23 protein-coding genes and 1 pseudogene are annotated in these 26,365 nt (G+C 36.1%); 21 read left to right on the top strand and 3 right to left on the bottom strand.

Annotation, left to right across the window (positions count from 1 at the left end; genetic code table 11):
• Window positions 1-79: 79 nt before the first annotated feature.
• The 3 genes from moeB to fabB all read right to left on the bottom strand — a co-directional run bounded on the left by moeB (window position 80) and on the right by fabB (window position 3,413).
• Window positions 80-808, bottom strand: coding sequence for a molybdopterin-synthase adenylyltransferase MoeB (moeB, locus tag QS62_RS06200; RefSeq protein ID WP_066107499.1), 729 nt, complete (start codon window positions 806-808; stop codon window positions 80-82).
• A 2-nt stretch (window positions 809-810) separates the two neighbouring features.
• Window positions 811-2,040 carry a molybdopterin molybdotransferase MoeA gene (moeA, locus tag QS62_RS06205; RefSeq protein ID WP_066107505.1) on the bottom strand — a complete coding sequence of 410 codons (1,230 nt, stop codon included), beginning with the start codon at window positions 2,038-2,040 and terminating at the stop codon, window positions 811-813.
• A 152-nt stretch (window positions 2,041-2,192) separates the two neighbouring features.
• Window positions 2,193-3,413 carry a beta-ketoacyl-ACP synthase I gene (gene fabB / locus QS62_RS06210; RefSeq protein WP_066107508.1) on the bottom strand — a complete coding sequence of 407 codons (1,221 nt, stop codon included), beginning with the start codon at window positions 3,411-3,413 and terminating at the stop codon, window positions 2,193-2,195.
• Window positions 3,414-3,599: 186 nt separating this feature from the next.
• Here fabB and mnmC point away from each other — a divergent pair, with 186 nt between their 5' ends.
• From mnmC to QS62_RS06315, 21 genes and pseudogenes are all read left to right on the top strand, one after another.
• Window positions 3,600-5,630 (top strand): bifunctional tRNA (5-methylaminomethyl-2-thiouridine)(34)-methyltransferase MnmC2/FAD-dependent 5-carboxymethylaminomethyl-2-thiouridine(34) oxidoreductase MnmC1, encoded by a 2,031-nt coding sequence (gene mnmC, locus QS62_RS06215; protein WP_066107511.1) that lies wholly within the window; start codon window positions 3,600-3,602, stop codon window positions 5,628-5,630.
• A gap of 24 nt (window positions 5,631-5,654) precedes the next feature.
• The gene (gene folP / locus QS62_RS06220; RefSeq protein ID WP_066107515.1) at window positions 5,655-6,488 is read left to right on the top strand and encodes a dihydropteroate synthase; all 834 of its coding nucleotides are present in this window, start codon (window positions 5,655-5,657) and stop codon (window positions 6,486-6,488) included.
• Window positions 6,489-6,560: 72 nt separating this feature from the next.
• Entirely contained in the window at window positions 6,561-7,895 is a 1,335-nt protein-coding gene (glmM, locus tag QS62_RS06225) for a phosphoglucosamine mutase (RefSeq protein WP_066107518.1), read from the top strand.
• 75 nt (window positions 7,896-7,970) lie between these two features.
• Window positions 7,971-8,366: pseudogene (locus QS62_RS06230) on the top strand (outer membrane protein assembly factor BamE); the annotation flags it as partial.
• A 258-nt stretch (window positions 8,367-8,624) separates the two neighbouring features.
• Complete coding sequence (locus tag QS62_RS06235) at window positions 8,625-9,734, top strand: LPS O-antigen chain length determinant protein WzzB (RefSeq protein ID WP_066107521.1); 1,110 nt, start codon at window positions 8,625-8,627, stop codon at window positions 9,732-9,734.
• A 1-nt stretch (window position 9,735) separates the two neighbouring features.
• Window positions 9,736-11,142: an oligosaccharide flippase family protein gene (locus QS62_RS06240; RefSeq protein WP_066107524.1), complete on the top strand. Its 1,407-nt coding sequence runs from the start codon at window positions 9,736-9,738 to the stop codon at window positions 11,140-11,142.
• The gene (locus tag QS62_RS06245) at window positions 11,139-12,134 is read left to right on the top strand and encodes a polysaccharide pyruvyl transferase family protein (RefSeq protein WP_066107526.1); all 996 of its coding nucleotides are present in this window, start codon (window positions 11,139-11,141) and stop codon (window positions 12,132-12,134) included. Before QS62_RS06240 ends, QS62_RS06245 begins: the two co-directional genes overlap by 4 nt.
• On the top strand, window positions 12,134-13,042 hold the full coding sequence (locus QS62_RS06250) for a glycosyltransferase family 2 protein (RefSeq protein ID WP_066107529.1): 909 nt from the start codon (window positions 12,134-12,136) through the stop codon (window positions 13,040-13,042). Before QS62_RS06245 ends, QS62_RS06250 begins: the two co-directional genes overlap by 1 nt.
• A 28-nt stretch (window positions 13,043-13,070) precedes the next feature.
• Window positions 13,071-14,336, top strand: coding sequence for a hypothetical protein (locus QS62_RS06255; RefSeq protein WP_066107532.1), 1,266 nt, complete (start codon window positions 13,071-13,073; stop codon window positions 14,334-14,336).
• Entirely contained in the window at window positions 14,317-15,453 is a 1,137-nt protein-coding gene (locus QS62_RS06260; RefSeq protein WP_066107535.1) for a glycosyltransferase, read from the top strand. Before QS62_RS06255 ends, QS62_RS06260 begins: the two co-directional genes overlap by 20 nt.
• 17 nt (window positions 15,454-15,470) lie before the next feature.
• Complete coding sequence (locus tag QS62_RS06265) at window positions 15,471-16,280, top strand: glycosyltransferase (RefSeq protein WP_066107537.1); 810 nt, start codon at window positions 15,471-15,473, stop codon at window positions 16,278-16,280.
• Window positions 16,281-16,289: 9 nt separating this feature from the next.
• On the top strand, window positions 16,290-17,438 hold the full coding sequence (locus QS62_RS06270; RefSeq protein ID WP_066107540.1) for a GDSL-type esterase/lipase family protein: 1,149 nt from the start codon (window positions 16,290-16,292) through the stop codon (window positions 17,436-17,438).
• 7 nt (window positions 17,439-17,445) lie between these two features.
• Complete coding sequence (locus tag QS62_RS06275) at window positions 17,446-19,350, top strand: LTA synthase family protein (RefSeq protein WP_066107542.1); 1,905 nt, start codon at window positions 17,446-17,448, stop codon at window positions 19,348-19,350.
• Entirely contained in the window at window positions 19,347-20,075 is a 729-nt protein-coding gene (ubiG, locus tag QS62_RS06280) for a bifunctional 2-polyprenyl-6-hydroxyphenol methylase/3-demethylubiquinol 3-O-methyltransferase UbiG (protein ID WP_066107545.1), read from the top strand. Before QS62_RS06275 ends, ubiG begins: the two co-directional genes overlap by 4 nt.
• A 10-nt stretch (window positions 20,076-20,085) precedes the next feature.
• The gene (locus tag QS62_RS06285; protein WP_066107548.1) at window positions 20,086-20,358 is read left to right on the top strand and encodes a YcgL domain-containing protein; all 273 of its coding nucleotides are present in this window, start codon (window positions 20,086-20,088) and stop codon (window positions 20,356-20,358) included.
• 20 nt (window positions 20,359-20,378) lie between these two features.
• The gene (locus tag QS62_RS06290) at window positions 20,379-21,455 is read left to right on the top strand and encodes a lytic murein transglycosylase (protein ID WP_066107551.1); all 1,077 of its coding nucleotides are present in this window, start codon (window positions 20,379-20,381) and stop codon (window positions 21,453-21,455) included.
• A gap of 287 nt (window positions 21,456-21,742) precedes the next feature.
• Window positions 21,743-22,042 carry a DUF4258 domain-containing protein gene (locus QS62_RS06295; RefSeq protein WP_066107554.1) on the top strand — a complete coding sequence of 100 codons (300 nt, stop codon included), beginning with the start codon at window positions 21,743-21,745 and terminating at the stop codon, window positions 22,040-22,042.
• 51 nt (window positions 22,043-22,093) lie between these two features.
• The gene (locus QS62_RS06300; protein WP_066107563.1) at window positions 22,094-22,405 is read left to right on the top strand and encodes a CopG family antitoxin; all 312 of its coding nucleotides are present in this window, start codon (window positions 22,094-22,096) and stop codon (window positions 22,403-22,405) included.
• A 717-nt stretch (window positions 22,406-23,122) separates the two neighbouring features.
• Entirely contained in the window at window positions 23,123-24,268 is a 1,146-nt protein-coding gene (locus QS62_RS06305; RefSeq protein WP_066107557.1) for a porin, read from the top strand.
• Window positions 24,269-24,504: 236 nt separating this feature from the next.
• Complete coding sequence (locus QS62_RS06310; RefSeq protein ID WP_066107560.1) at window positions 24,505-25,629, top strand: porin; 1,125 nt, start codon at window positions 24,505-24,507, stop codon at window positions 25,627-25,629.
• Between the two features lie 276 nt (window positions 25,630-25,905).
• Window positions 25,906-26,365, top strand: a 460-nt coding sequence (locus tag QS62_RS06315) for a PIN domain-containing protein (RefSeq protein WP_462138957.1), incomplete at its 3' end; no start/stop codon positions are given.

Consider the following 26,365-nt stretch of genomic DNA (forward strand, 5'->3'; position numbering starts at 1 on the left):
AAGCTATTTTATGGAAGTTTGTGACAAAATTTAGGTTTGTCAGCGGTCTGTGTACCACTATCTAGTGGCACTTCTTATATTAGCGGTGAGGCAAATTAATAGTACGAACTTGCATATTCAAACCATCAATCATCAATAAACGACCACAAAGAGAAGTACCAATATTCAGTAACACTTTGATCGCTTCTAATGCTTGAATTGAGCCCACAATTCCAACAATTGGCGATAATACTCCCGCTTCAACACAACTTAATACATTTTCACCAAATAATTGGCTGAGATCTCGATAAGTCGGCGTATTCGGCTGATAGGTAAAGACACTGACTTGCCCTTCCATACGAATTGCCGCTCCAGAAACCAATGGTGTTTGTTGTTGTTGGCAAAGACGATCTAATTGATTTCGGGTTTCGACATTATCGGTACAATCTAATACAAGATCATAGTCGGCAATGAGCGCTGTCAGCTGCTCATCTGTTAATTGGGCATTTAGCGTATTAATTTTTACTAAAGGATTGAGTTCAGCTAAGCTTTTTTTCGCAGAATCCACTTTCGGCATACCAATACGGCTATCATTATGTAAAACTTGGCGCTGTAAATTGGAAAGCGCTACCGTATCGAAATCGACTAACATTAGTTCGCCAACTCCCGCTGCTGCCAAATATTGTGCAGCAGCGCAGCCTAAACCACCCAATCCAATAATTAATACTTTGCTGCCTTTTAAACGTTCTTGTCCGTCGAAATCAATGGATTTCATAATGATTTGACGGTTGTAACGCATCATTTCAGCGTCGGTAAGTTCTATCTGCATTATTAATCCAACAAGAAATTAAAAGGTTCAATAGTTACAGTTTCACCAGCGGTAACATTGCCACGATCTTTTTCCAGCACAATAAAACAGTTACTTTGCACAAAAGAGCTAAACATATGCGACCCTTGGAAACGAACAGGTTCTACTTCAATTTGCCCTTGTGCATTAACACGATAATGACCACGTTGGAAATCTAAGCGTCCCGGTGTTTTTTTCATTGCGGTTGCAGCCACTGCCGTAAACTGTTGTGGTGCTTGCCATTGGCTAAAACCGCTTAATTTCGCAATTGCTGGTTGCACTAATTGATAAAAAGTAACAAAAGCAGAAACTGGATTACCCGGTAAACCGCAGAACCATGCATTTTCTAATTTACCAAAAGCAAAAGGTTTTCCCGGCTTCATTAATAGTTTCCAGAAATTGATGGTGCCTAAGCGTTCAATAACATTTTTGGTAAAATCGGCTTCGCCAACAGAAACGCCACCGCTGGTAATAACGAGATCGGCTTGTTGTTCAGCTTGGCGGAATGCTTGTTCAAACTGTTGCTCATTATCCGGTAAAATCCCGAAATCCAATACTTCACAATTTAAACGTTGCAACATTAATTTCACCGCAAAACGGTTGGTATCGTAAATTTGTCCAGCTTGTAAAGGTTGGCCAACCGGTACTAATTCATCACCAGTGGAGACAATGGCGACTTTAAGACGAGGGAAAACTTCCACTTTTTCGATGCCGAGAGAGGCTAATAACGGTAGAGAAGCCGCAGTTAATTTAGCTCCGGCAGAAAGAACAACCTCGCCAGCTTTGACATCATCGCCAATACGGCGAATATTTTCCCCTAATTTAGGTAGCTCATTGAAAGAAACCGTACCATCTGGATTTACAGTCACTTTTTCTTGCATAACAACCGCATCAGTACCAGCTGGGATCATGGCGCCGGTCATAATGCGTACAGCACTTAACGCCTGCCATTCGCCAGTGAAAGGTTGTCCGGCAAAGGCTTTACCTGCAACAGAAAGCGTCATTGATTGGGCTAAATCAGCTAAACGTACCGCATAACCATCCATTGCCGAGTTATCAAATGCCGGTACATTAATTGGTGAAATTACCTCTTTGGCACAAATACGTTGATCTGCATCTGTGAGAGAAAGTATTTCATTAGGACGATTAATTGAGGTAGGGAGTTGTTCTAGGAGTTGTTGTCTTGCTTGTTCAAAGGTTAGTAAATCTGCCATAACGTTTCCTTAGTAAAAATATTGGAGTGAATTTTAACTCAACTTAATCACAGGATTAAATACCAAATACAGAGGGTTTTCTCTTTCTCTGTTATCAATATAAAAAAATCCCTTCATTGCTGAAGGGATTTGGTACGATTGTTTAAAGCAAATTATTTCTCAAAACGTTTAAATACTAAGGTCGCATTGGTTCCACCGAAACCAAAACTATTTGACATTACAGTTTGTAAATTTGCGTTACGGCGGGTTTCAGTGATGATATTACAATTCTCAGCACGTTCATCTAAAGTTTCAATATTGATACTTGGTGCAATGAAATCATTTTCTAACATTAATAATGTATAGATAGCTTCATGTACGCCAGCTGCACCTAAAGAGTGTCCAGTCATTGATTTGGTAGAAGAAATTGCTGGCATCTTATCCGCGAACACTTCTTTAATTGCTTCCAACTCTTTAACATCACCAACTGGAGTTGAAGTACCATGTACATTGAGGTAATCAATTGGTGTGTCGACGGTAGCAAGCGCTTGTTTCATACAACGAATTGCGCCTTCACCGCTTGGCGCCACCATATCGTAACCATCAGAAGTTGCACCATAACCAACGATTTCTGCATAAATTTTTGCACCGCGAGCTAAAGCGTGTTCGAGTTCTTCTACTACGACTATACCGCCGCCGCCAGCGATAACGAAACCATCGCGGTTTGCATCATACGCACGAGAAGCTTTTTCAGGAGTTTCATTGTATTTAGTTGAAACTGCGCCCATTGCATCAAATTCGCAAGCACATTCCCAAGATAATTCTTCTGCACCACCAGCAAATACAACATCTTGTTTACCAAGTTGAATTAATTCAACCGCATGACCAATACAGTGAGCAGAAGTTGCACAAGCAGAACTGATACTATAGTTAACACCTTTGATTTTATATGGAGTCGCCAAACATGCAGAAACGCTTGAAGCCATAGTACGAGTTACTGCATAAGGACCAATTGCTTTAACACCACGAGGAGTGCGCATTGCATCGGCTGCAACAATTTGATTATGCGCAGAGCCAGTACCTGCACCAACCACTAAACCAGTTCTTTCATTAGAAACCATCTCTTCGGTTAAACCAGCATCTTCGATAGCTTCTCTCATTGAAAGATAAGCATAAGCAGCAGCATCGCCCATAAAACGCATTACTTTACGATCGATGTGTTCGCTTGGGGTCATTTTGATGGTACCAGCGACATGAGAACGCATTCCCATTTCTACAAATTCTGGCATTGTAGTAATGCCTGATTTCCCTGCCAATAATGACGCTAAAACTTCTTCTTTGTTATTTCCGATACTAGAGATAACGCCAAAACCAGTAATCACAGCTCTTTTCATTCGTAGTCCTTATGTAGCTTGAATGGATTTAATTAAATTTAAAAAATTGTCGTTGTTATACTAGGAATTTCACAGAATACAAGAAATTTTTCTAAAACAATGAACAGATAAGACCATTACTTAATGAAATTCGGCGCTCATTATAATATTATTAGCGACCTTTGATAAAGTTATCTCTTATATTCTATGTCGATTCAAAAAATCTCGTTTGCAGAAGTTTCATTTCAAACGAATGTCCCAGTTTCTAGTCAATTTGATGATATCTATTTCTCACCAGAAGATGGATTAGCGGAAAGTATCTATGTTTTTCAGCAGGGTAACAATCTTTGGGAACGTTGGCAGCAATACTCAGAAGAACATTTTGTAATTGCTGAAACCGGCTTTGGCACAGGGTTAAACTTTTTTGCGGTAATGGCATTGTTTCGGCAATTTCGACAAACTTTTCCTGACGCAAAGTTACGCCGACTATTCTTTATCAGCTTTGAAAAATATCCATTAACCGCACAAAGTTTGCAACAAGCTTATCAGGCTTATCCGCAATTTATGCCTGCACTGCAACAGTTATTAATCAATTGGCGACAACCAATAGCAGGTTGTTATCGTTACTATTTTGATCAAGACATTATTTTGGATTTATGGTTTGGTGAATTGGCAGAAAATTTGCCTCAATTAGGCGATTATTATAATGGTTTGATCGATGCTTGGTTTTTAGATGGTTTTGCACCGAGTAAAAATCCAACGATGTGGACGGATACCTTATTTCAACAGATGTTTCGTTTAACTAAAGTGAATGGTACTTTTGCGACCTTTACTGCGGCAAGTCAGGTGCGGAAAGGGTTAATGGCAGCTGGATTTGAGATACAAAAACGTAAAGGATTTGCGAGGAAACGAGAATGTTTATCTGGCTGTAAACTGGTTGCGGCGGAACAAACTTTGTCATTACCTTGGTATTTACCGCAAGCAGCCAAAAATGCGAAAGAGGTAGCCATTATTGGTGGCGGTGTTGCCAGTGTTTGCTTAGCTTATTGTTTATGGCAACGTGGTAGTCAGGTCACTATTTATTGTGAAGATGCAGACTTTGCCTTAAATGCTTCGGGCAATAAACAAGGCGCATTTTATCCGCAATTAAGCGATGATGATGAGCGTCATTGCCGTTTTTATAGTTATGCTTTTGCGTATGGACAGCAATTTTTGACAAAACTAGCGGAACAGGTTGAGTTTGAACATCAATGGTGTGATGTGTTGCTATGTGGCTATCAACCACAGGCATATCAAAAATTAATGAAAATTGCCGAAAGAAGGTTTCCAGAAACACTTTTTAAACTACAAACTGCAGCAGAATTAAGTGAGCGAGCAGGATTACCACTATATTGTGACGGTGCAGTGATTCAAAATGGTGCGTGGTTAAATCCACGCCAATTAGTACAAAATCTGGCGCATTTTTTACAACGGCAAGGGGTAAAAATTTATCTAAATACTTCAATTAGGTATTTAGATTATCAAGATAATTTATGGCATTTAACCAGTAATTCGCAGCAGTTTGCGCATCATACCGTTGTAATTGCCAATGGACATAAACTTAGTCGTTTTGCGCAAACGGCAGAATTACCAACTTATGCGGTACGTGGACAAGTTAGCCAAATTCCGACCACAGAAAAATTGAGCAAGTTACGAGCAGTATTATGTTATGACGGTTATTTAACACCTATGGATAGCCAAAAACAGTTTCATTGTATTGGCGCCAGTCATATTCGCAATAGTGAGCAACGAGAGTTTAATCAACAAGAGCAGCAACAAAATCAACAAAAAATTCAGCAAAATTTAGCACCGGCAGATTGGTTAGTTGATGTTGATACAAGTGGCAATTTGGCACGAACTGGGGTGCGTTGTAGTGTTCGAGATCGTTTGCCGATTTGTGGCAATGTCGGTGATTTTTCTGCACAAACTGTCGCTTATCAAAATTTATTTAATTTACGGCGGCGCCGTCAGGCAATTTCGCCAGCAGCTTATTATCAAGATTTATATGTGTTAGGTGCATTAGGTTCGCGAGGCTTAACATCAGCGCCATTGCTTGCTGAAATGTTAGCTTCATTAATTTATGCTGAACCTTTACCATTAGGGCAAGATATTTTGGCTGAATTGATGCCAAATCGTTTTTGGTTGCGTAAATGGCTTAAAGGAACACCAGTACCTAGCCGACAAAAAAGTGAAGCGTAAGAGCGAGGAAAGTAGAGTATTAAAATGAAAATTTATAGTAAAAATCAACGTGTATTAGATCTTTCTCAACCACAAATTATGGGAATTTTAAATGTTACTCCCGACTCTTTTTCCGATAGTGGTAAATTTTTTAATTTAGATCAGGCGTTATATCACGCAGAAAATATGTTGCAGCAAGGGGCAACTATTATTGATGTTGGCGGTGAATCAACTCGTCCAATGGCTGATGAAGTTACCATAGCGCAAGAGTTAGATCGCGTCATTCCGGTAATAGAAGCGATTCGCCAACGTTTCGATTGTTGGATTTCTGTCGATACATCAAAAGCAATAGTGATGCGAGAGGCTGCAAAAGTGGGAATGGATTTAATTAACGATATTCGTGCGTTAACCGAAGAAGGCGCATTAACGGCAGCGGTTGAATTAGATTTACCTGTTTGTTTAATGCATATGCAAGGACAACCACGAACAATGCAGCAAAATCCGGTATATCAAGATGTGGTAGCGGAAGTATTAGACTGGTTGTTACAACGTGCAAAAGTATGTGAGCAAGCAGGTGTTCGTCGTGAAAATGTGATTCTTGATATTGGTTTCGGTTTTGGTAAAACAGTGGAACACAATTATCAATTATTAAGTCATTTAGAACGTTTTGTAGCAACGGGTTATCCACTATTAATTGGCTTATCACGCAAGTCGATGATTGGTAATGTATTAGGTAAATCTGTTGATCAACGTTTGATTGGCAGTGTGGCTGGCGCTTTAATTGCAGTAATGAAAGGAGCGCAGATCGTGCGTGTTCATGATGTAGAAGCAACTTGTGATGCACTTAAAATTTGGCAAGCAACAATTCAACAACAGTAATTAAAAGGTACGAACAGTTGTAGTAAAATACAGCGCATTGTCGTGCTATTAAAGTAGAAAAAGGAAAAGATTATGGCAGAACGTAAATATTTTGGTACAGATGGTGTACGTGGTCGTGTAGGTAATTATCCAATTACGCCTGAATTTGCTTTGAAATTAGGTTGGGCAGCTGGAAAAGTGCTAGCGACACAAGGATCGCGTAAAGTATTAATTGGTAAAGATACGCGTATTTCTGGCTATATGTTGGAATCTGCATTAGAAGCTGGATTAGCGGCGGCAGGATTATCTGCTGCATTTGTTGGACCAATGCCAACTCCAGCGATCGCTTATTTAACCCGTACATTTCGTGCTGAAGCAGGTATAGTCATTTCCGCTTCCCACAATCCTTATTATGATAACGGCATTAAATTCTTTTCTGCACATGGCACCAAATTACCTGATGAAGTGGAATTAGCAATTGAGCAAATGTTAGAAGAACCAATGACTTGCGTAGAATCTGCGGATTTAGGTAGAGCGAGTCGTATCAATGACGCAGCAGGTCGTTATATTGAATTCTGTAAAAGTACTTTCCCAGTACATTTAAGTTTGGAAGGTTTAAAAATCGTAGTCGATTGTGCGAATGGCGCGACCTATCATATTGCACCAAATGTGATGCGTGAGTTAGGTGCAGAGGTTATTGAAATCGGAACTAAACCAGATGGTATGAATATTAATGAGCGTTGTGGAGCGACGGATATTCGTGCGTTACAAGAAGTGGTGAAACAAAGCAAAGCGGATGTTGGTTTAGCTTATGATGGTGATGGCGACCGCATTATGATGGTGGATCATCTTGGTAATAAAGTTGATGGCGACCAAATCTTATTTATTATTGCAAGAGAAGCATTACGTTCAGGTAAACTTTCTGGTGGCGTAGTGGGAACCTTAATGAGTAATATGAGTTTGGAATTAGCTTTAAAAATGTTGGGTATTCCATTTGTACGCGCTAAAGTTGGCGATCGTTATGTGTTAGAACAAATGATCGAACGTGGCTGGAAATTGGGTGGTGAAAATTCAGGCCATATCATTATTGCTGATAAAAATACCACCGGTGACGGCATTATTGCTTCATTACAAGTGTTAGCAGCAATGGTTTCTCATAGGCTTTCATTAAATGAGTTGGCGAGTGCGGTACAACTATTCCCACAAGTGTTGATCAACGTACGTTTTGAAGGTGGAGCAAATCCATTAGAGAGTGAAGCAGTAAAACAAGTGACCGCAGAAGTAGAAAAAAGCTTACATGGTAAAGGTCGGGTGTTATTGCGTAAATCAGGTACAGAACCAGTGATTCGGGTAATGGTTGAGTGTGAAGATGAAGAATTAGCACAAAAATCTGCAGAAAAAATTGCTGAAATTGTTAAGAATAGTTAGTTTAAAAACATGAAATAAAATAAATATTTGGTTATAATGAGGAAGATTTATCCAGCCAAATAAAAGGAATATTCAATGAAATTAAATAAATTATTACTTCCTGTAACGTTAGCTACCGTTTTAGCGGCTTGTGGTAATTTAAGCCAAGTAAGTAAGGCGGGCACTACTGACAAACCTGTATGGCCAAAAGTAGAAGATAGTAGCTTTAATAGTCATGGTAGCCAAAGAGGTACTTGGCCAAATTGGGACAACGTGAATGAAATTAAAGCGGGAATGAATAAAGATCAAATTATGAGTTTGATCGGACAACCGCATTTTAAAGAAGGCTTATTTGATGTTCGTGAATGGGATTATGTGTTCAACTATACCCAAAATGGCGAACATAAAGTATGTCAATATAAAATCCTATTTGATAAAAATATGGAAGCACGTTCTTTCTATTGGTTACCAGAAAACTGCGGTAATCATAATAAAGTGCTTATCTCTCGTAGTTAATTTTATTTCATCATCCAAACAGGGTTATGTAAGCGTACATAGCCCTGTTTTGTTTTTATCTGTTTTAGATTTAAACCATTAATTCAGATTATCTAATGTGTTCCATTTCTTTTTTACAAGGGCAAGTGTAGAATAACCGACTCTTATTTGCGTGATTTATAATATATAAGTTGTGATTCAGGTTGCTTATAAAAACCTCGTATTCATCTAGATGGTAAGAAGGAATTGGACAAGATGACATCAGTAAATAACTCTTATATTGAACAAGACGATCTATTTAGTCTGGCGAAACTGTTTCAATATTTTTGGCAAAAGAAATGGTGGATTATTCTATCAACACTGATTTTTACTGGTGCCGCTTATTTTTATGCGAATTCGATTAAGCCTGAATGGAGTACAAGTGCAGAAGCTATTCCAGCAAATAATAATGCCATTGAAAAATTATTAGATTTAAATCAGCGTTATGCGCTAATTAGCGGTGAAAAATTCACTGCTGACGGCGTTGCTGCAACGCTATTTAATCAGTTTGTAACCAATACTTTCATCTATGATGTGCGTAAGAATTATTTCTTAGAATCTGCGTTATATAAAGAGTTAAGTAAAACGCAAAGTGATGCAGAGAAAAAAGCAACTTTGGAAAAATGGATTAAAAATATTAATGTTGTGACACCTGATATGACTAAAAAAGGTAACAACATTACGGTAATTACAGCAGAAAATAGAGCATTAGCTGATATTCCTTCCGTTAAATTAACTTTTACTGATACTAATGCACAGTTGTTGCAAAAAACGTTGGATGGTTTTGTACAATTCACTAATAAAATTACTTATCAGCAAGCCATGGCTGATTTTTTAATTAGAGTAAAACAAAAAATTACTGCATTAAAATATCAGCAAAAACAAATTGAAGACCAGTTAGTGTTAGAAAAACAAGCACAAATCCAGCATTTACAAGCAGCGTTAGCTATCGCACAATCAGCAGGTGGTACTAAGGAAGGATTACAGCTTAATCTTTCATTAAATGATGAGAAAGCTAATTTAGCAAATCCTTATCTTTATTTATTGGGCAGTCAAAATTTGGCAGCACAACTTGCAGGATTAGAACAACAAAAATTTATTTATCCAACCGCTTATTACACCGCCAAACAACAAATTACTGATTTGGTTAAATTAGTTGATGATGCAGAAGCATTAACAATTGATGCGTTTCAATATAAAACTTCACCAACTTATCCATATAAAGTGAAACCACAAAAAGCGTTGATCTTGGCGATCGGTTTCTTATTTGGGTTAGTGTTGTCCTGTATGATTTTATTATTTATTAGAGTATTAAAGAAAAAATAGTATGGGAAATGCAATAAGCGATAAGCTACTTAAAAATACGCTTATTTATAGTATTGGTAGTTTTGGTTCCAAAATACTTTCTTTTCTACTATTGCCGCTATTTTCACTTTATCTTTCAACGGTGGAAATGGGGCAATATGATTTGATTTTAACTTTTACCATGTTGGTGACGCCTGTTATCACATTGCAGCTATCGGATGCCATTTATCGTTGGCTGATTTCTGATGACAAGGAAGCTGATTCTGAAGCTAAAGTGATTAGCAGTGCCTTAATGATGTTCTTAATTGCTAGCGTGATCATATTAGTGATTGCAGTAGTCGTTAGCCATTTTTATCCGCAGCCATATCTGACCGAAACTTTAGTTTTGTTACTGGTTTCATCACTATTTTATATTTTGCAGCAAGCGTTAAGAGGGTTAGGATTAACCCAGCAATTTGCTTGGTCAGGCATTTTATACTCATTTTTGCTATTAGTATTATCAGTAGGAGCGTTGTGGCTGTTTGCAGATAAACTGTTTGCGGTGTTAGCTGGTATGATTTTAGCGAATTTGCTAGTGATTTTGATCATACTATTTCGTTGGCAGCTTTATCGTTACCTTTCATGGGCAGCAATCGATCGGCAATTGTTGAAACCAATGCTCAGTTATTCTTTACCATTAGTGCCAAATGCGGTGAGCTGGTGGTTAATGACGATGGCGAATAAATATATTATTTTTCATCAGATCAATACCGCGGCTAATGGGATTTATGCGGTTTCTTCACGATTGCCAAGTATTTTGATGATCGTTTTTTCCTTATTTTTATTAGCATGGCAAGATGTTATTTTAAAAAATGAGAGTGCGGACTATCGAGAAGTAACAACAGAAACCTTTAACCAATTAGCTAAATTTATGTTTTCGATTGGTTTGATTTTTATTAGTGTCAGCGAGCCACTTATTCATTATCTATTTGCTAAACAATTTTATGTAGCATGGCAATATATGCCATTGTTAGTTTTAGCGACAATATTTACTTCATTTTGTGCTTTTTTAGGAACCGCCTATCAACAAAAGAAAAATACATTGAAGATTTTAACTACAACTTTATTAGGGGCAGTGATTAATATAGTGATAAGTTTCTTCTTAATGGCGAAAATTGGTTTATTCGCCGCTGCATTAGGAACACTGGTCAGCTTTATTATTGTTTTTTTAATTCGTCAGCAAGATGTGAAAGCTTTTTATCCCGTCCATTTAGGAATTACATCTTTTTGGCTGCCATTGGCAATGAGCTTTATTTATTGTTATGTAGTTAGTCTGAATCAGCTTAGTCTTAATCTCGTTTTATTCGCTATTGCAGTTGTGATGTTCTTCATTTGGAATCAACGCTTAGTGAGTAAGATTTGGTATAAATTTAAAGAGAGAGTTTTATGATCAATCCAAATAGACAACAGTTATCTCGTTTAAGTGAAATTATTTATGATCGTCTAGATCCATTAATTGATAATGATTATGTACTCTTAGATATTCCTGATCATCAAAATATTGGTGATCAAGCCATTTGGGCAGGTGAAATTGCCTATCTATCACGTTTACCGTATAAACTAAAATATGCAGCACCTTATTATGATGTTGATGTGAAAAAAATTGCACCGGAAGATATTATTCTGTTTCATGGTGGTGGTAATTTCGGTGATGTATGGGATGTTTGCCAAAAATTGCGTGAACGCGTCATTGCACAATGTCCAAACAATAAAATTATTGTCTTTCCGCAAACGGTGTATTTCCAATCACAAGCAGCATTAGAAAAAAGCGCAGAAATTTTTAATGCGCATGGTAATGTGACTATTTGTGCGCGCGATCAAGTTTCATACGGGTTATTAAATAAATATTTTACTAAATGCCAAATTTTATTATTACCAGATATGGCATTTTGTTTGAATTTAGATTCATTTATTAATGATGAAAAAACGGGCAAAACCTTATTTGTGAAACGTACAGATAAAGAGTTAAATACCGCAGCTGATTATCATGAGGTAGCTGCATTAGAAAATGTGACCGTTTCTGATTGGCCAAGTTTTGAGAAAGAATTCAAACAGTTGATTAAATATAATCCGAATTTCTCATTCTTTTCTTTTAGAGAGTTTTTATTCAAAGTGGCAAATCGCATTCCAATGTTAATGCCATTATATGTGCAGCCAATTGAGAAAATTGATAACCGTCGTGAGTTTTATATGGAATTAGGGATTAATTTCCTTAATCGTTTTGATCAAATTTATACCACACGTTTGCACTGCTTTATTCTCGGCATTTTACTGGGAAAAACTGTTTATATTTATGATAACTCTTATGGAAAAAATGCTTCGTTTTATCAAACGTGGTTACAAGATTTTAATCAATGCTATTTATTGAATGAGTCAAAATAATGAAAAGCGATGATATATTAGTTTCAGTGATTATTCCTTGTTATAACGGGGAACAATATATTGAAGCTGCAGTAAAATCTATTTTGCAACAAAGTTACCATCATTTGGAAGTCTTGGTGATTAATGATGGTTCAACGGATAAATCTGCTGATATTTTATTGCAATTAGCGCAAGAAGATTTACGTGTTCGTTATGTAGAAAATGAACAAAATCTAGGCTTAATTGCGACTTTAAATAAAGCGATCCAATTAGCACAAGGTAAATATATTGCACGAATGGATGCAGATGATATTGCTTTACCGGATCGGATTGCAAAACAGGTAGCATTCTTACAACAACATCCGCAAGTGGCAGTAGTTGGTGGTGCGATTGAAACTTTTGGTGAAGGTGTGACTAAACAAGTTTTAGCATTACCGGAACAAGATATGGCAATTAAAGCGCATCTATTTTTAGCCTCTGCGTTTCATCATCCGACCATAATGTTTAATATGAATGTATTAGATATTGATGATGTTGTATATCAGCAACAATATTATCGCGCTGAGGATTATGGCTTATGGGTTCATTTGATGCTAAAAGGGTATCAGTTTGCTAATTTGCCAGAAGTAATTTTGCAGTATCGTATTTTGCCAAATAGTGAAACGCGTTTATTAGCAAAAAATCTTGCGCAAAAAAATGAAGTATTACGCAAGATTCATCACTATTTATTGACGCATTTAAATCTTTCATTAACGGATGAACAAATTACCCAATACTCTTTATCAATTAATCGAGCGAATATTGGTGAATTACAGCTCTGTAAGTTATGTCATATCTATCGCCAAGTCAGCAAAGTGAATTATCCGGTGAAATCCATATTATTTATGCGTTGGTTGAAGTTGTGTGGATTGAAATGGTTAAGGAAATAACGACAATCGCGCTAATTTAAGCTAAATGATGAAGAAATTTATATTTTATTGGTTATTCTTAACTTGGTTATTTAACATCAAATATAATTTCGTGCCGTTACACCCATCAGTAATGATGGGGGTAATTGGTGCGGGCTTATTGCTGCGTGATTATTTAAAAAAACAGTGGTTAGCGCGTCAATTATTGCCTTTAGGGTTAATCGTTATTCCTTTTGCTTTATCTTTAATGCCGGCAAAATTGCTGAATCCGGCGAATTTTGAAATTGCCTACTTAATTCAGAACGGAGTAACACCACTCATTTATCTATTTGCCGCCTATTTTTTATATTGCTTGGCAACAAAGATTTATGCAAAAGTGGATTATCAACGTTTCACTGCGATTTGGATTAATGCCGTTGTTATTCAGTCAGTATTGACCATAGCAGTGAACACCTTACCTTTTATGCAAGATTTGCTGCTGTTCTTGATTCGTTACAGTGAAGGACGCGGTTTAATTGTTGCTTCGTTGGAACAAGGAAATCGTTTTATTGGCTTTGGTACGCAGTTTTTTGGTGCTGGTATCATTTATGCTTTCACGATTATTCTGTTGTCATTTCGTTTAGCTCAACAACGATTAGCGCACTATTTTGTGCGTGATCTATTGTTGTTAGCCTTTATCAGTTTAATTGGCTTATTATTGGCAAGAACGGTATTAGTTGGTATAGCAATGGGGGCGATTATTTTCTGCTATCAGCGCTATTTTCGCGATTATTACCGTTTAGCGTTATTCTGCTTTATGTTGATTCCAACAGGCTTATTATTACTGTTACTCTTTTTGTATGCTGTATTAAATAATTTACTTGGTATTGATTTATTACATTCGAAATTATTCTACTTTGCCGCAGAACTGTTTATCAATTTATTCTCTGGTTCAGGTTTAGAAACAGAATCGACCGATATTTTATTAGAGATGTATCAAGTGTTGCCAACAACTTTAACCACTTGGTTAGTTGGCGATGGTTTCTATCTGGCGCAAAATAGTGTAGATGGCTTGTATTATATGGGAATTGATGTGGGTTATTTACGCATTATTTTTGCCGTTGGCATAGTGGGATTAGTGATTAATTTGGCAGTACACAGTTATTTAGCAGCAAAAACAATGGCGTTAAATGTGCAACGTGCAATACTTTATTTCGCATTATTAGCGCTTTATTTTGTGTTATTAACCAAAGGAATGGTTAGTTTTATTGCTTTACTGGGTTATTTCTATTTAGCCGAGTTAGCTGAGGTTAAATATGCAGACAACAGAAAATAAAATTCATCTCTTATATTTGTGTGGAATTGCGGTACATGGCGGTGTCGGTAGTTATTTAAAAACAGTGGCACAAAATTTTCCACAAGATAAATATGTCTTACATATTACTTATTATGCACCACAGCGCTTTGCAGAGTTTGAAGAGGCAATTCTGCAACATAATCCGACAGTGGTATTTCATCATTTGCCTGCTTTTTCGATCAAAAATTTGCTAACAGGTAAATTGTGGCGTGCGACAAAAGCGTTATATCAACAATACCATTTTGATTTAGTACATGCGCATAATCCTTATTTATCTTTTATCCATTTCTATTATGCAAAACAGCATAAGATTAAAGGACGTATTTTACATTCACATAGTAGTCAGCCGTCTGGTAGTAAGATTAAAGCGCAGATTAACCGTCTGTTTTATCAATTTACTAAGTTGTTTGTTACTGATCGGATTGCATGCAGTCGCGTGGCTGGGGAATTTTTATTTAAACATAAACCATACCAAATTATTTATAACGCGATTGCTTGTGAACAGTTTGTCTTTAAGCCTGAGGTGAGTCAGCAATTACGTGAACAATTTCAATTAGATAATAACACCATCGTTTTGGGACACGTTGGTAACTTTGAACCCGTCAAGAATCACCAATTTTTATTACGGATTATGCAACAGTTAGCGGCGCAAGAGCAGCCGTATAAACTGTTTTTAGTTGGTGTAGGGCCGCAGCAAGCAGAGCAGCAACAATGGGTAAAAGAACATCACTTAACTGATAAAGTGGTTTTTCTTGGTTACCGTAAGGATGTGCCGCAACTATTAAATCTATTTGATCTATTTTTATTACCTTCGTTGTTTGAGGGATTTCCGTTATCAACGTTGGAATCACAATGTAACGGTTTACCGACATTAGTGAGTAATACAGTTACCGATGAGGTGGCAGTAACCGATTTAGTCCATTTTTATCCGATCAATGGTACGGTGGATAGTTGGGTAACGGCGATTGAACAGACCAAACTGAATCAACAGCGTGAAAGTTATGCTACGAGAATGCGTGAACAAGGGTTTAGTATTGAACAGCATATTCAACAGCTGCTGGATTATTATCAACAAGTTTTACAGCGTAAAAAATAAAATCATAGGGAACGCAAATGAATTTTTCCGTATTAATGTCTTTGTATTATAAAGAGAAACCAGAATATTTAACGCAATGTTTTAAGAGCTTAGCGGAACAAACATTACCCGCGACTGAAATTGTCTTGGTGTATGATGGGGAGATTCCACAAGCGTTGCAGGATTGTGTTGCCGAATGGCAAACACGTTTGCCAATTAAAATTGTGCCGTTACCAGAAAATGTTGGTTTAGGCAAAGCGCTCAATGCTGGTATGGCAGAATGTAGCAACGAATGGGTATTCCGCATGGATACGGACGATTTATGTGTCGCAGATCGTTTTGCTAAACAAGTGGCATATATTGAAGCACATCCTGAAGTGGCGATGGTTGGTGGACAAATCGAAGAGTTCGATACCGATAATCCAAACGTAACTTCAATCCGTCGTGTACCAGTTGAAGATGCGGATATTAAAAAGATGGCACCTGTTCGTTGTCCATTTAATCATATGGCATTAGCTTATAAAAAATCAGCGATTCAAGCGGTAGGCGGTTATCAACATCATTTATTTTTAGAAGATTATAATTTATGGCTACGTTTTTTAAGTGCTGGCTATATTACTCACAATTTGCCTGATATTTTGATCAAAATGCGGGCAGGACAAGGAATGTATAACCGTCGTCGCGGATTGCAATATTTCAAAAGTGAATGGAAATTGGCGAAATTAAAAATTAAATTGGGTATGCAAAATCCGTTGAGCGCATTGGCTGTTTTTGCTGTGCGTGCCTTTACTCGCGTGCTACCAGGTAAAATATTAGGAAAAATTTATAAATTATTGCGTAAATTATAAGGATTAAAGATGAAACGTGTTGCCTTGATTCCTGTCCGTTCTGTTGCGGCAGAAGATGTGCCTAATAAAAATGTCTTGATGCTTGAAGGCAAATTAGTAGCAGGTTATACCATAGAAGCGGCTTTAGAGAGCGGTTGTTTTGATAAAATTGTGGTGTTAACTGATAAGCTTGAATACCAAGATGCATTAAGCCGTTATTCGGTAGAAATACAATTATGTGCGCCAGAGGCATTATTAGATAACCGTTCATTATTGACGACGTGGCAAACGTTAGAAACATTAGCGGATGAGTATGATTGCGCCGCGATTTTAGCGCCGGAAACACCATTAAGATCAGCGCAACAAATTCAGCAAAGTTGTGCATTATTTGCGGAAAAACAGGCTGATTATCTCTATTCTATTAACCCTCAAGGACAAGAGAATGGTGCTATTTATCTGTTGAGCCTTGCAAGCAGTGAACCTGTACAGAAAGTTGAAACTTATGCAATGGATAAAGCAGGATCTTTATGGATTGAAGATAGTTTTGACTATGAAATAGTGAAAGCAATATTGCAATTAAGAGTGCGTTATCAAACGTCATTACTGAACGTACAGCGTCGTATTCGTGAAAAAGCGGCAGATTTTGCGACAGTAAAAGAGATCACCTTAATTGGGCACTCTTTATGGGATTATTGGACTTCGCTTGAAGAGCTGAAGCAAATTCCGGTCAATAATTTAGGGATTGGCGGTATCACGACACAGCAATATGTAGAATTAATCTTACAACCGCAATTGGTGAAAGGTTTGGGCAAATATACGTTGATTTTCCTAGGAATTAACGAAATGTGTCGCCCCGGTTGGCAAGCAGAAGATTCGCTCTATTGGTTGAACGAAACGATTAACCATTTACGTCAAATCAATCCAAATACTCGAATTTATTTGATGGAAATCAGTTATATGGCGTTTAAGCGTGAAGCGAGCAATGCGCAAATTGATCTATTTAATCATCAATTACGCCAATATTTTGCGGATAAAGATGTGACATTTATTGCACCAAATACCGTCTTACAAGATGGTTATCGTAAGTTAGATTTATCCTTCACCGATGATGGCTTACATTTTAATCAAGCTGGTTATACGCAATTAGCACAACTATTAACAAAATCACTATTTGAGTAGGTAAGGGATGGGATATTTAAAACTACCTGTAAGATTATTACTATTTGCAATCGTACTTTTTGCCGTTTTAAGAGTATTGTTCGTAGTTACTTATACTGACTATTTTTTTGATGATATTGAGTTTAGTCAGCTGTTACAGGCATTTTTTTATGGTATCCGTTTCGATCTTAATATCACTACGATCTTTTTAGCACCGATTTTATTAATCGGTGCATTACCGTTCCGTTTAGTCTATTCTCCTAAAGTACAAAAAAGTTTAGCCTATCTTGCCTTAATAGTCTTTATTGGTTTTACCGTTATTACTTTGGTGGATATTACTTATTTTGGTGAAGTTTATCGACATGTAGGACGTGAAGTGACCGCGATTAGCGAAGATATTTCATTTATTTTTGAAGTCGCGTTTGGTTCGCGTTTGTTAAATACGATATTAGGGACTATTTTTATATTACTGGTAATTGTGAGTTTTTATTATATGGTCATCAAAAACATCACAACAGTAGAAAAATTACCAGCTTTACCAATACGAATTATCACTAGTGTTTTATTTATTGTGGTTTGTGTTTGGTTGGCTCGCGGTATGATTATTAAAGGACGACCAATTAGTTATGCCGATGCTTTTGATGAAGATGCTGCTTCAATTAACCAAGCCAATTTAATCTTGAATACGCCTTTTGTTGTGTTAAAACAGGTGCGTGCACAAGAACAATTAAAACCACTTAATTTATTAACACCAGCGGAACAGCAATTAGCTTTACCAGCAAAAGACACGTTTATATTCCAATCTAAAATTGCACCGACTAGAAAGAATATCGTATTAATTTTATTAGAAAGTTGGAGTTATAAATATATTGATGCGTTAGCACATCGTGGCTATGGTGCAACGCCATTTATGGATCAACTGATTGCACAGTCGCAAACTTGGGATCACTATTATGCGGCAGGTAAGCGCAGTATTATCGGTATTCAAGCGATCTTATCTTCAGTACCAGTATTTAGTAATCATCCGACATTAGGATTTGGCTTGGAACTTAATCGTGTAAGTCAGATTGGCAAAATTCTCGATCAACAGCATTACCGTACCATTATGATGCAAACCTCTAATCGGCGTTCATTTAATGTCAATAGCATTGCGAATGTCTTGGGTTTCCAAGAGTATTATGGGAAGGAAGATGTGCCAATTATTAAGCAATATCCGCAGGAACCGCCACATTTTGGTTGGGATTATGATAGTTTGCAGTTTTTATTAAGCAAGATTAACCAAACGCCAGTGGATCAACCATTTTTTGCTTTCTTATTTACTGGTTCAACACACGAACCTTTCGCTGATGCAGGAAAAGAGTTCCACCTTTATCCGCATAATGCTGCGAATGAAAATGGCTTTTTAAATGTTTTGCGTTATTCGGATTGGTCATTAGAACAATTTATGCAAGGAGCACAACAACAACCTTGGTATAAAAATACTATTTTTATCTTTACTGCTGACCATACTTTGAATTCGTTGCCATCAGAAAATTTAGATGAACAATTCCATATTCCATTAGTGATTTTTGCGCCTGATGGCAGCTTACCAGCTCAACATTCACAACAATATGCGTCGCAATATGATTTATTACCAACGATTATGGATTTACTTGGTATTCAAACGCCAATTTCCACTTTTGGACAATCATTATTGTATCCGACCCAAACTTCTCCAGCGTTATTAGTAGGTAATGGCGAAATGTTGGGAATGATTAGTCCATTAGGTAATGCCACTTTTGTTGGACAAAAACAATTAACTATTTCCAATGATACACCAGCGTTACAACAACAATTATTACAGTTTAAGTTGCGAGTCACTGTAGCAGATGAATTGTTAGATAAGAATCGTTGGGTAGAAGAGGATGAAGATGATGATGAGGACGAGCAATGACAAGCAATAGTACCGATAATGTGGATCAACAAGAATTAGCTAAATTTGAAAAAATGGCGGCAACTTGGTGGGATCCTAATGGGGATTTTAAACCTATCCATCAATTGAATCCGTTACGTTTGAATTATATTTTGCAGCATACCGCAGGTTTAGCAGGAAAAAGAGTATTAGATGTCGGTTGTGGTGGCGGTATTTTGTCAGAAAGTCTAGCTAAAGCAGGCGCCATCGTAACAGGGATTGATATGAGTACGGAGCCGTTAGCAGTAGCGCGTCAACATGCTGCAGAAAGCCAGTTACAAATTGATTATCAGCAAATCACCATAGAAGATTTTTTACAACAACAGCAACAAGCACAAGCGGAAAAATTTGATGTGATTACCTGTATGGAGATGTTGGAACATGTACCAGATCCGCAATCTATTGTGCGTAGTTGTCAGCGGCTTTTAAAACCAAATGGTGTGTTATTTATGTCCACTATTAATCGAACTCTAAAAGCGTGGGCGTTGGTGGTTATTGGTGCTGAATATGTGTTGAAATTGCTGCCACAAGGGACGCACGATTATGAGAAATTTATCAAACCATCGGAATTATTGGCTTATTGTGATCAAGTTGGATTGGTTTGTGAACAATTAAAAGGTTATCACTATAATCCATTAACCGGTAATTTCTGGCTAAATAATGACGTTAGTGCCAATTATTGGGGCGTTTTTAAACAGGCAAAATAGGTGGAAAAAGATGTTATGTGCAATCTATAAAAGTCCTAAAAAAGAGGGAATGTATCTTTATATTGAAAAACGTGATGATTTTTCTACTTTGCCTGAAACCTTATTAACCCTATTTGGTAAACCGCAATTTGTAATGTTATTTAATCTCTTAGGGCAGAAAAAATTGGCGCAGATCGATAATCAAACCGTATTAGAGCAGATTAAACAACAAGGTTTTTATCTACAAATGCCGCCACCGATAGAGAATTTGTTAGATAGTTTAAAGCAAGAAAAATTTAATTAATAATTTGATGTAATAAAAAAATGTTAAAGAAAGCAGTCATTAGTTTAGGTGCATTAGTGTTAGTAGGTTGTGGCAGTTCTGCACCGACAACAACATCAGTTCAAGATGTATCCTTTAATTATCCACAATCACGAGTTCCAGCTAATTTTGATCATTATGTTGATTATTTGCGTAAACAAGCGGTAGCGCAAGGTGTTGATCCTACTGTGGTTTACTCGCAACAAAATATCCAATTTGTTACACGTTCCATAGAATTAGATCAGCAACAAGCCGGACGAAAACGTTCTTCAACACCATCACAACCGAATCCAAATGGCGTTACAAATTATCTAAATCGTGTATTAACCAGTACAAAAGTCGCTTTAGCAGTGCGTTATTTTGCGGAACAACGACAAGAAGTGGAAACGGCTAGTCGCCGTTTTGGTGTGCAACCGCAATATTTGGTTGCGTTATGGGGTATGGAAAGCAGTTTTGGACGTTATCAAGGGAATTTTGACGTATTGTCCGTTTTAGCAACATTAGCTTTTGAAGGGCGTCGAGAATCGTTATTTGCCAATGAATTTATCAAAGCGTTAAGCATCATTGATAAAGGACATATTGAGAGAGAAAAAATGAAAGGCTCTTGGGCTGGTGCAATGGGACAAACACAATTTATGCCGAGTTCCTATTTAAGCTATGCGAGAGATGGCGATAATGATGGCATTGCTGATATTTGGCAAAATTATTATGATGCGTTTGCTTCAATTGCCAATTATCTGGCGACTGTTGGTTGGAATAACCAATTACCTTGGGGCATAGAAGTACAGCTTTCAGGTATTATTGATCAAAATATTGCTGGTACAGAAAATGGTAAAGCAAGATCGCTTGCAGATTGGCAACGGTTGGGAATTATCTTACCGCAAGACGCCTTTTCACAACGTGCAATTGCTCAATTACAACGAACCAGAGTGTGGTTAGTGTTACCAAATGGTTTGGCAGGGCGAGCTTTCTTAGTATCACAAAACTTCAAAACGATTATGGATTGGAATAAATCCTATTACTTTGCTATCAGCATTGGTAAGTTTGCCGATGAGATTGCGCAAAGGACAGGGTTATAAAACAGTTCTCAATTAATTTATCCCATTAAATGTAATAGAGCCTTTGGTTACTTTTTCTAATGAAATAGCTTGCCATCGGCTTTATTTCTTTTTGCCAAATTATCGATCTCTATTCCAAAAATTCCTCTCTTATTTGTGATGAGTAATTGACAATTTATATCCTATAAAAGTTATAGATAAGCAATAAAAGCATTTGCATAAATTGAGGCTAATTTGTTTATCAGTATAAAAATTAACTTGTTTTGTATATACAATTGTATATACTTTCTAAGCATAGAGGATTCTTGATGGCAGGAAAGTTAATTATCTCAGAGAAAATTAGAGATAAATTAAGGAATAAACATAATGTGAGTATTGAAGAAGTGTATCAATGTATCAGTAATATTGAAGGTAAACTTATCGAAGATACAGCAGAAGAACATAAAACAATACCTCCTTCTTTTTGGTTTATTGCATCCACAGATTATGGTCGTTATTTAAAGGTCGTGATTGTGCCGAAAAATGGTGATCTTTATTTAAAAACTGCCTTTGATGCAAAAATATCGCATATTCGGCTGTATGAAGAGTTAAACCATGGGGAAATTTGATTTGTCCTATAACGAATAATGAAAAACACAGAATTAACAGAGGTACAAGATATGAATAAAGACAAAGATATTTATGCAAATGTTGAGCTTTGGGAAGCTGGAAAGCTAGGAGCATCTAAAGAAACTGCAAAAGTTTCCGACTTCTCGGTTGAAGAACTACAAAAATCAATACAATTACAGCCAATTTCCTTAAGAATCCAAAAAGATGTTCTTGATGATCTAAAATTTATTGCCAAATATCATGGAATTAATTATCAACCCTTGATCAAACAGGTTTTAAAGAGATTTGTTGATTCTGAAATGAATCAAATCCTAGCTAAAGAAGTTAATGTACAACTTAATACAAATAAGCGGACAGGTTAAGGGTAATCTACATTGACATTAAAAATATAAGCACTGTTATCCGTTTGTACTAAACCACTATCTTCTCTCCTTTGCCAAGCAATGGCTAAATTTTGTGAGAGTTATCACCTTCTATTTATAAAAAATCCAATCACAAAATAAATAACAAAATGTAACAAAATTGTTTTTGTTTTAAGCTGTTTTTGTTTAGTTCTTCATCAGCAGAAAATCCCTAAAAAAGAATGTCACTATATAGTTATTACCGCTAAAAAAGTGAGTTAGATCACAAATTTATTGAAAGTAAAAATAGAAGTAAAAAACACTCAATGTGCTTTTTTGTTTAAAAAATAAACAAATTTATTTTCTATAATGTGACCGAAATCACAAATATTAAAATTGGTTAAAAAAAAGTGGAACTTTCTAATTCTTAGCTAAAACTTTAGTTTTTTTATAAAAAACATAAATATTTCAATTACATAATAAATGTAATTTCATAAGTTATTTTTTATGATGTTATCATTCATTAATGTATTAATAATGGGGTTTTGTTCAAGTTATTGATTTATATATATTTTTTAAATAGTTCCCTAAAACCATAAAAAAATTGACAGAATTAAGAAATGTTGTAAATTGCATCTCGAAATGAGTAATCGTTGGGCAATCTTGGATTGTTCGACATAATCCAGTTATTTAATGGCTTACTGTTAAATAACATCACTTAACACAGAGGTGTCAATTATGAAAAAAACATTAGTCGCTCTAGCAGTAGCAGCAGTAGCAGCAACTTCTGCAAACGCAGCAGTGGTTTACAACCAAGATGGTACTAAAGTAGAAGTTGGTGGACAACTTCGCTTATTATTAGCTAAAGATAAATATGAACGTGCAGATTTAAAATATGGTTCATCACGTTTAGTGTTTAAAGCAACTCAAGATTTAGGTGATGGCTATAGCGCATTAGGTAATGTTGAAGTACGTTTCAATGATCCAGGTAGTAATGATTCAGGTGCTTATGCTAAACGTTTATATGCTGGATTTGCTAAAGATGGCGTAGGTCAAATTACTTTTGGTCGTCAATTAACTAACTTAGATGATGTTGGTTTATCTGATTTTACCTATGATTTAGGTGGTGTTAACTTAACTAGAACTGATGCAAATAAGGATATTCGTTTCCGTAGTGCTGATTTTGCTGGTTTCCAATTCGGTTTAGATTATTTCTTTGGTGAACAAGATAAAGAGAAATATAATCATGGTGCAGGATTTGGTACTTCGTTATTCTATACAGCTCAGTTAGCTCAAGATACTACTTTACAATTTAATGCAGGTTTCTCTCAAACTAAAGTTAAATCAGGAAAATTTGTTGATTTAGATGAAAAATTATTAGAAGTGTCTGGCTATGATAAAGATGGTAATAAAATTTACACAACTTCATCTTATGCTGCAGCAACAGAAGATTCACTACCATATAAAGAGCATAAAGTTAATGCCTTTATTGTTGGTACAAAATTAGCGACAGGTCCATTTGCGTTTGCGGTAGATTATTCTCAATCTAAAGCGACAGATAACCAAGATGGTATTGCGTTTGAAGCATCTCATACTGGTGAAGTAATTAAATTACCTATCAATAAATTACAACAATTAGAAGTTGGTGCTAAATATAACTATTTAGATAATGCTTCTGTATATGGTGAATATATTTATCGTAAAGCAAGCTTTGCTGATAGTGATGCAGAAAAAGTTAAAGTTAATCAATTTATTTTAGGTACTGACTATAAATTTGCTAAAAATGTGATTACTTATGTTGAAGCAAGTACTGCGAATTGGAAATATGGTGATGATTCATCAAGAGATAATAAATTCCGTGTAGGTTTACGCGTATTATTCTAATCTGATAATCAAACTTATAAAGAAAGAACCTTTAGCTTTAGCTAAAGGTTCTTTTTTGTTTAAAAAATAGACTATTGATTTGTTTTTTGTTCGTTTTTTGAGCTAAAGAGGGAAAGCAGGATTGATCACCTGGTTGAGTTGGCGTAGGATTTTGGCTCGAAATGAAGCCTATTAGACTTACGTTTCAAAAAAAAGTTCAATGGACTTAACTTAAAAATTTTTAAGAGGTATTTATTATGAAAAAAACATTAGTAGCAGTAGCAGTAGCAGTAGCAGCATTAGCAGCAACTTCTGCAAACGCAGCAGTAGTGTATAATCAAGATGGCACAAAAGTAGAACTTGGTGGACAACTTCGTTTATTACTTACTCAAAATAAAGGCGAACGTACAGATCTTAAATATGGTTCATCACGTTTAATTACTAATGTTACTCAAGACTTAGGTAATGGTTTTAGTGCATTAGCAAATGCTCAATTACGTTTTGATGATGAAGATAACCAAAATGCATATGCTCACAATATTTTTGGTGGATTTGCGAAAGATAATGTAGGTACATTAACTTTTGGTCGTCAAGAAACTAACTTAGATGATTTAGGTATCTCTGATTATACTTATGATTTGGGTGATGTTAAACAAACTCACAATCATGACAATAAAGCAGTTAAATTCCGTAGTGCAGAATGGAGTGGTTTTAGCTTTGGTTTAGATTACTTCTTTGGTGGAGCTAAAAAATATTCTGCTGATGAACAAAATGGTAAAGGTTGGGGCGGAGCATTATTCTATACTGCTGAAGTGGCTAATGATACTACATTGACCTTAAATGGTGGTTTTTCTCAAGTAAGACATAATATCTCTACAGGTGTAAATGTTGATACAGATTCTACTCCTATTGCTTATTTAGCAGATGGTTCAGCTGTATATGGTTTATCTGCAGGTACTGCATCTAGTGTTGACGAACATAAAGATAATTCATTTGTTGTTGGAGCTGAATTGGCAACTGGTCCATTTGCATTAGCAGTTGACTATTCTCAAAAGAAATTAACTAATGATGTAGATAATATCGAATTTGCTGAAGGTACTGAATTAGCTGATAGTTTCAACAAATTACGTGCATTAGAAGTTGGTGTTAAATACCAATATTTAGAAAATGCTAAAGTATATGGTGAATACCAATATTATAAAGCTACAAAACATATTGGTGATGATAAAACAACTATGAATGGCTTTATTCTTGGTACTGACTACTGGTTTGCTAAAAATGTAGTTACCTATGTAGAAGGTGGTACATTCCAATATAAAAATCAAGATAATGCTAAAGCAAGAGATAATAAGATCGGCGTAGGTTTACGTGTTTATTTCTAATTTGATTTAATTATCTAGTATAAAAAACACCTCACTTATGGGGTGTTTTTTTGTTTGTAAGAAATGAATTTTTATATCAAATAAATTGCTTTAAACTTCATTTTTGCATAGAATGATTAACGAGTTGGTACAACGTTATAAGTTGTCATACTTTATTTAACAAACATAATGACCATACTTGTTATGTTTATTACATCCAGCCTTTGGCGAGTCGTTTCACTATTCCGAAATAGATGACCCTTAGGCTTTTTTATTATCTGTAATTTGGGATTTTGTATGAAGAGAAAAGTTGCCATTTTTGTTGATGCAGGTTTTTTTATCCGTTTATTTACCTCTAAAATTGATCCAGAAATGAATTTGCCACCTGAGAAATTAGCAAAAGAAATGTGGCGTTATTGGATTCGTCATGTTGATAGAAAAAATGGAGAACAACTTTATCGCATTTATTTTTATGATTGCCCTCCGTTAATGAATAAAGTGCAACATCCCATTACAGGAAAAGAGATCAATTTTGCTGTTAGTAATATCACTAAATATAAGGTTGCTTTGCATCAAGCGTTGTTACATCAACCTTATGTAGCTTGTCGAATGGGAGAATTAAGTGTGGACACTAAAACAGATTGGGGTTTTATCCGCACAGATTCTGTTCATAGTTTTAAAAAACTAATTAAAGGAGAAGTTAATGCTGCACAAATTAACCCAGATAACGTTTCTTTAAAACCTGTAGTGGTAGACT

This window comes from Gallibacterium salpingitidis (genome assembly GCF_001678495.1).
Taxonomy (GTDB): domain Bacteria; phylum Pseudomonadota; class Gammaproteobacteria; order Enterobacterales; family Pasteurellaceae; genus Gallibacterium; species Gallibacterium salpingitidis.

Coding starts and splice junctions, on each gene's coding strand:
- moeB (WP_066107499.1), bottom strand. CDS start 808: ATGCAGATAGAACTTACCGACGCTGAAATGATGCGTTACAACCGTCAA.
- moeA (WP_066107505.1), bottom strand. CDS start 2,040: ATGGCAGATTTACTAACCTTTGAACAAGCAAGACAACAACTCCTAGAA.
- fabB (WP_066107508.1), bottom strand. CDS start 3,413: ATGAAAAGAGCTGTGATTACTGGTTTTGGCGTTATCTCTAGTATCGGA.
- mnmC (WP_066107511.1), top strand. CDS start 3,600: ATGTCGATTCAAAAAATCTCGTTTGCAGAAGTTTCATTTCAAACGAAT.
- folP (WP_066107515.1), top strand. CDS start 5,655: ATGAAAATTTATAGTAAAAATCAACGTGTATTAGATCTTTCTCAACCA.
- glmM (WP_066107518.1), top strand. CDS start 6,561: ATGGCAGAACGTAAATATTTTGGTACAGATGGTGTACGTGGTCGTGTA.
- QS62_RS06235 (WP_066107521.1), top strand. CDS start 8,625: ATGACATCAGTAAATAACTCTTATATTGAACAAGACGATCTATTTAGT.
- QS62_RS06240 (WP_066107524.1), top strand. CDS start 9,736: ATGGGAAATGCAATAAGCGATAAGCTACTTAAAAATACGCTTATTTAT.
- QS62_RS06245 (WP_066107526.1), top strand. CDS start 11,139: ATGATCAATCCAAATAGACAACAGTTATCTCGTTTAAGTGAAATTATT.
- QS62_RS06250 (WP_066107529.1), top strand. CDS start 12,134: ATGAAAAGCGATGATATATTAGTTTCAGTGATTATTCCTTGTTATAAC.
- QS62_RS06255 (WP_066107532.1), top strand. CDS start 13,071: ATGAAGAAATTTATATTTTATTGGTTATTCTTAACTTGGTTATTTAAC.
- QS62_RS06260 (WP_066107535.1), top strand. CDS start 14,317: ATGCAGACAACAGAAAATAAAATTCATCTCTTATATTTGTGTGGAATT.
- QS62_RS06265 (WP_066107537.1), top strand. CDS start 15,471: ATGAATTTTTCCGTATTAATGTCTTTGTATTATAAAGAGAAACCAGAA.
- QS62_RS06270 (WP_066107540.1), top strand. CDS start 16,290: ATGAAACGTGTTGCCTTGATTCCTGTCCGTTCTGTTGCGGCAGAAGAT.
- QS62_RS06275 (WP_066107542.1), top strand. CDS start 17,446: ATGGGATATTTAAAACTACCTGTAAGATTATTACTATTTGCAATCGTA.
- ubiG (WP_066107545.1), top strand. CDS start 19,347: ATGACAAGCAATAGTACCGATAATGTGGATCAACAAGAATTAGCTAAA.
- QS62_RS06285 (WP_066107548.1), top strand. CDS start 20,086: ATGTTATGTGCAATCTATAAAAGTCCTAAAAAAGAGGGAATGTATCTT.
- QS62_RS06290 (WP_066107551.1), top strand. CDS start 20,379: ATGTTAAAGAAAGCAGTCATTAGTTTAGGTGCATTAGTGTTAGTAGGT.
- QS62_RS06295 (WP_066107554.1), top strand. CDS start 21,743: ATGGCAGGAAAGTTAATTATCTCAGAGAAAATTAGAGATAAATTAAGG.
- QS62_RS06300 (WP_066107563.1), top strand. CDS start 22,094: ATGAATAAAGACAAAGATATTTATGCAAATGTTGAGCTTTGGGAAGCT.
- QS62_RS06305 (WP_066107557.1), top strand. CDS start 23,123: ATGAAAAAAACATTAGTCGCTCTAGCAGTAGCAGCAGTAGCAGCAACT.
- QS62_RS06310 (WP_066107560.1), top strand. CDS start 24,505: ATGAAAAAAACATTAGTAGCAGTAGCAGTAGCAGTAGCAGCATTAGCA.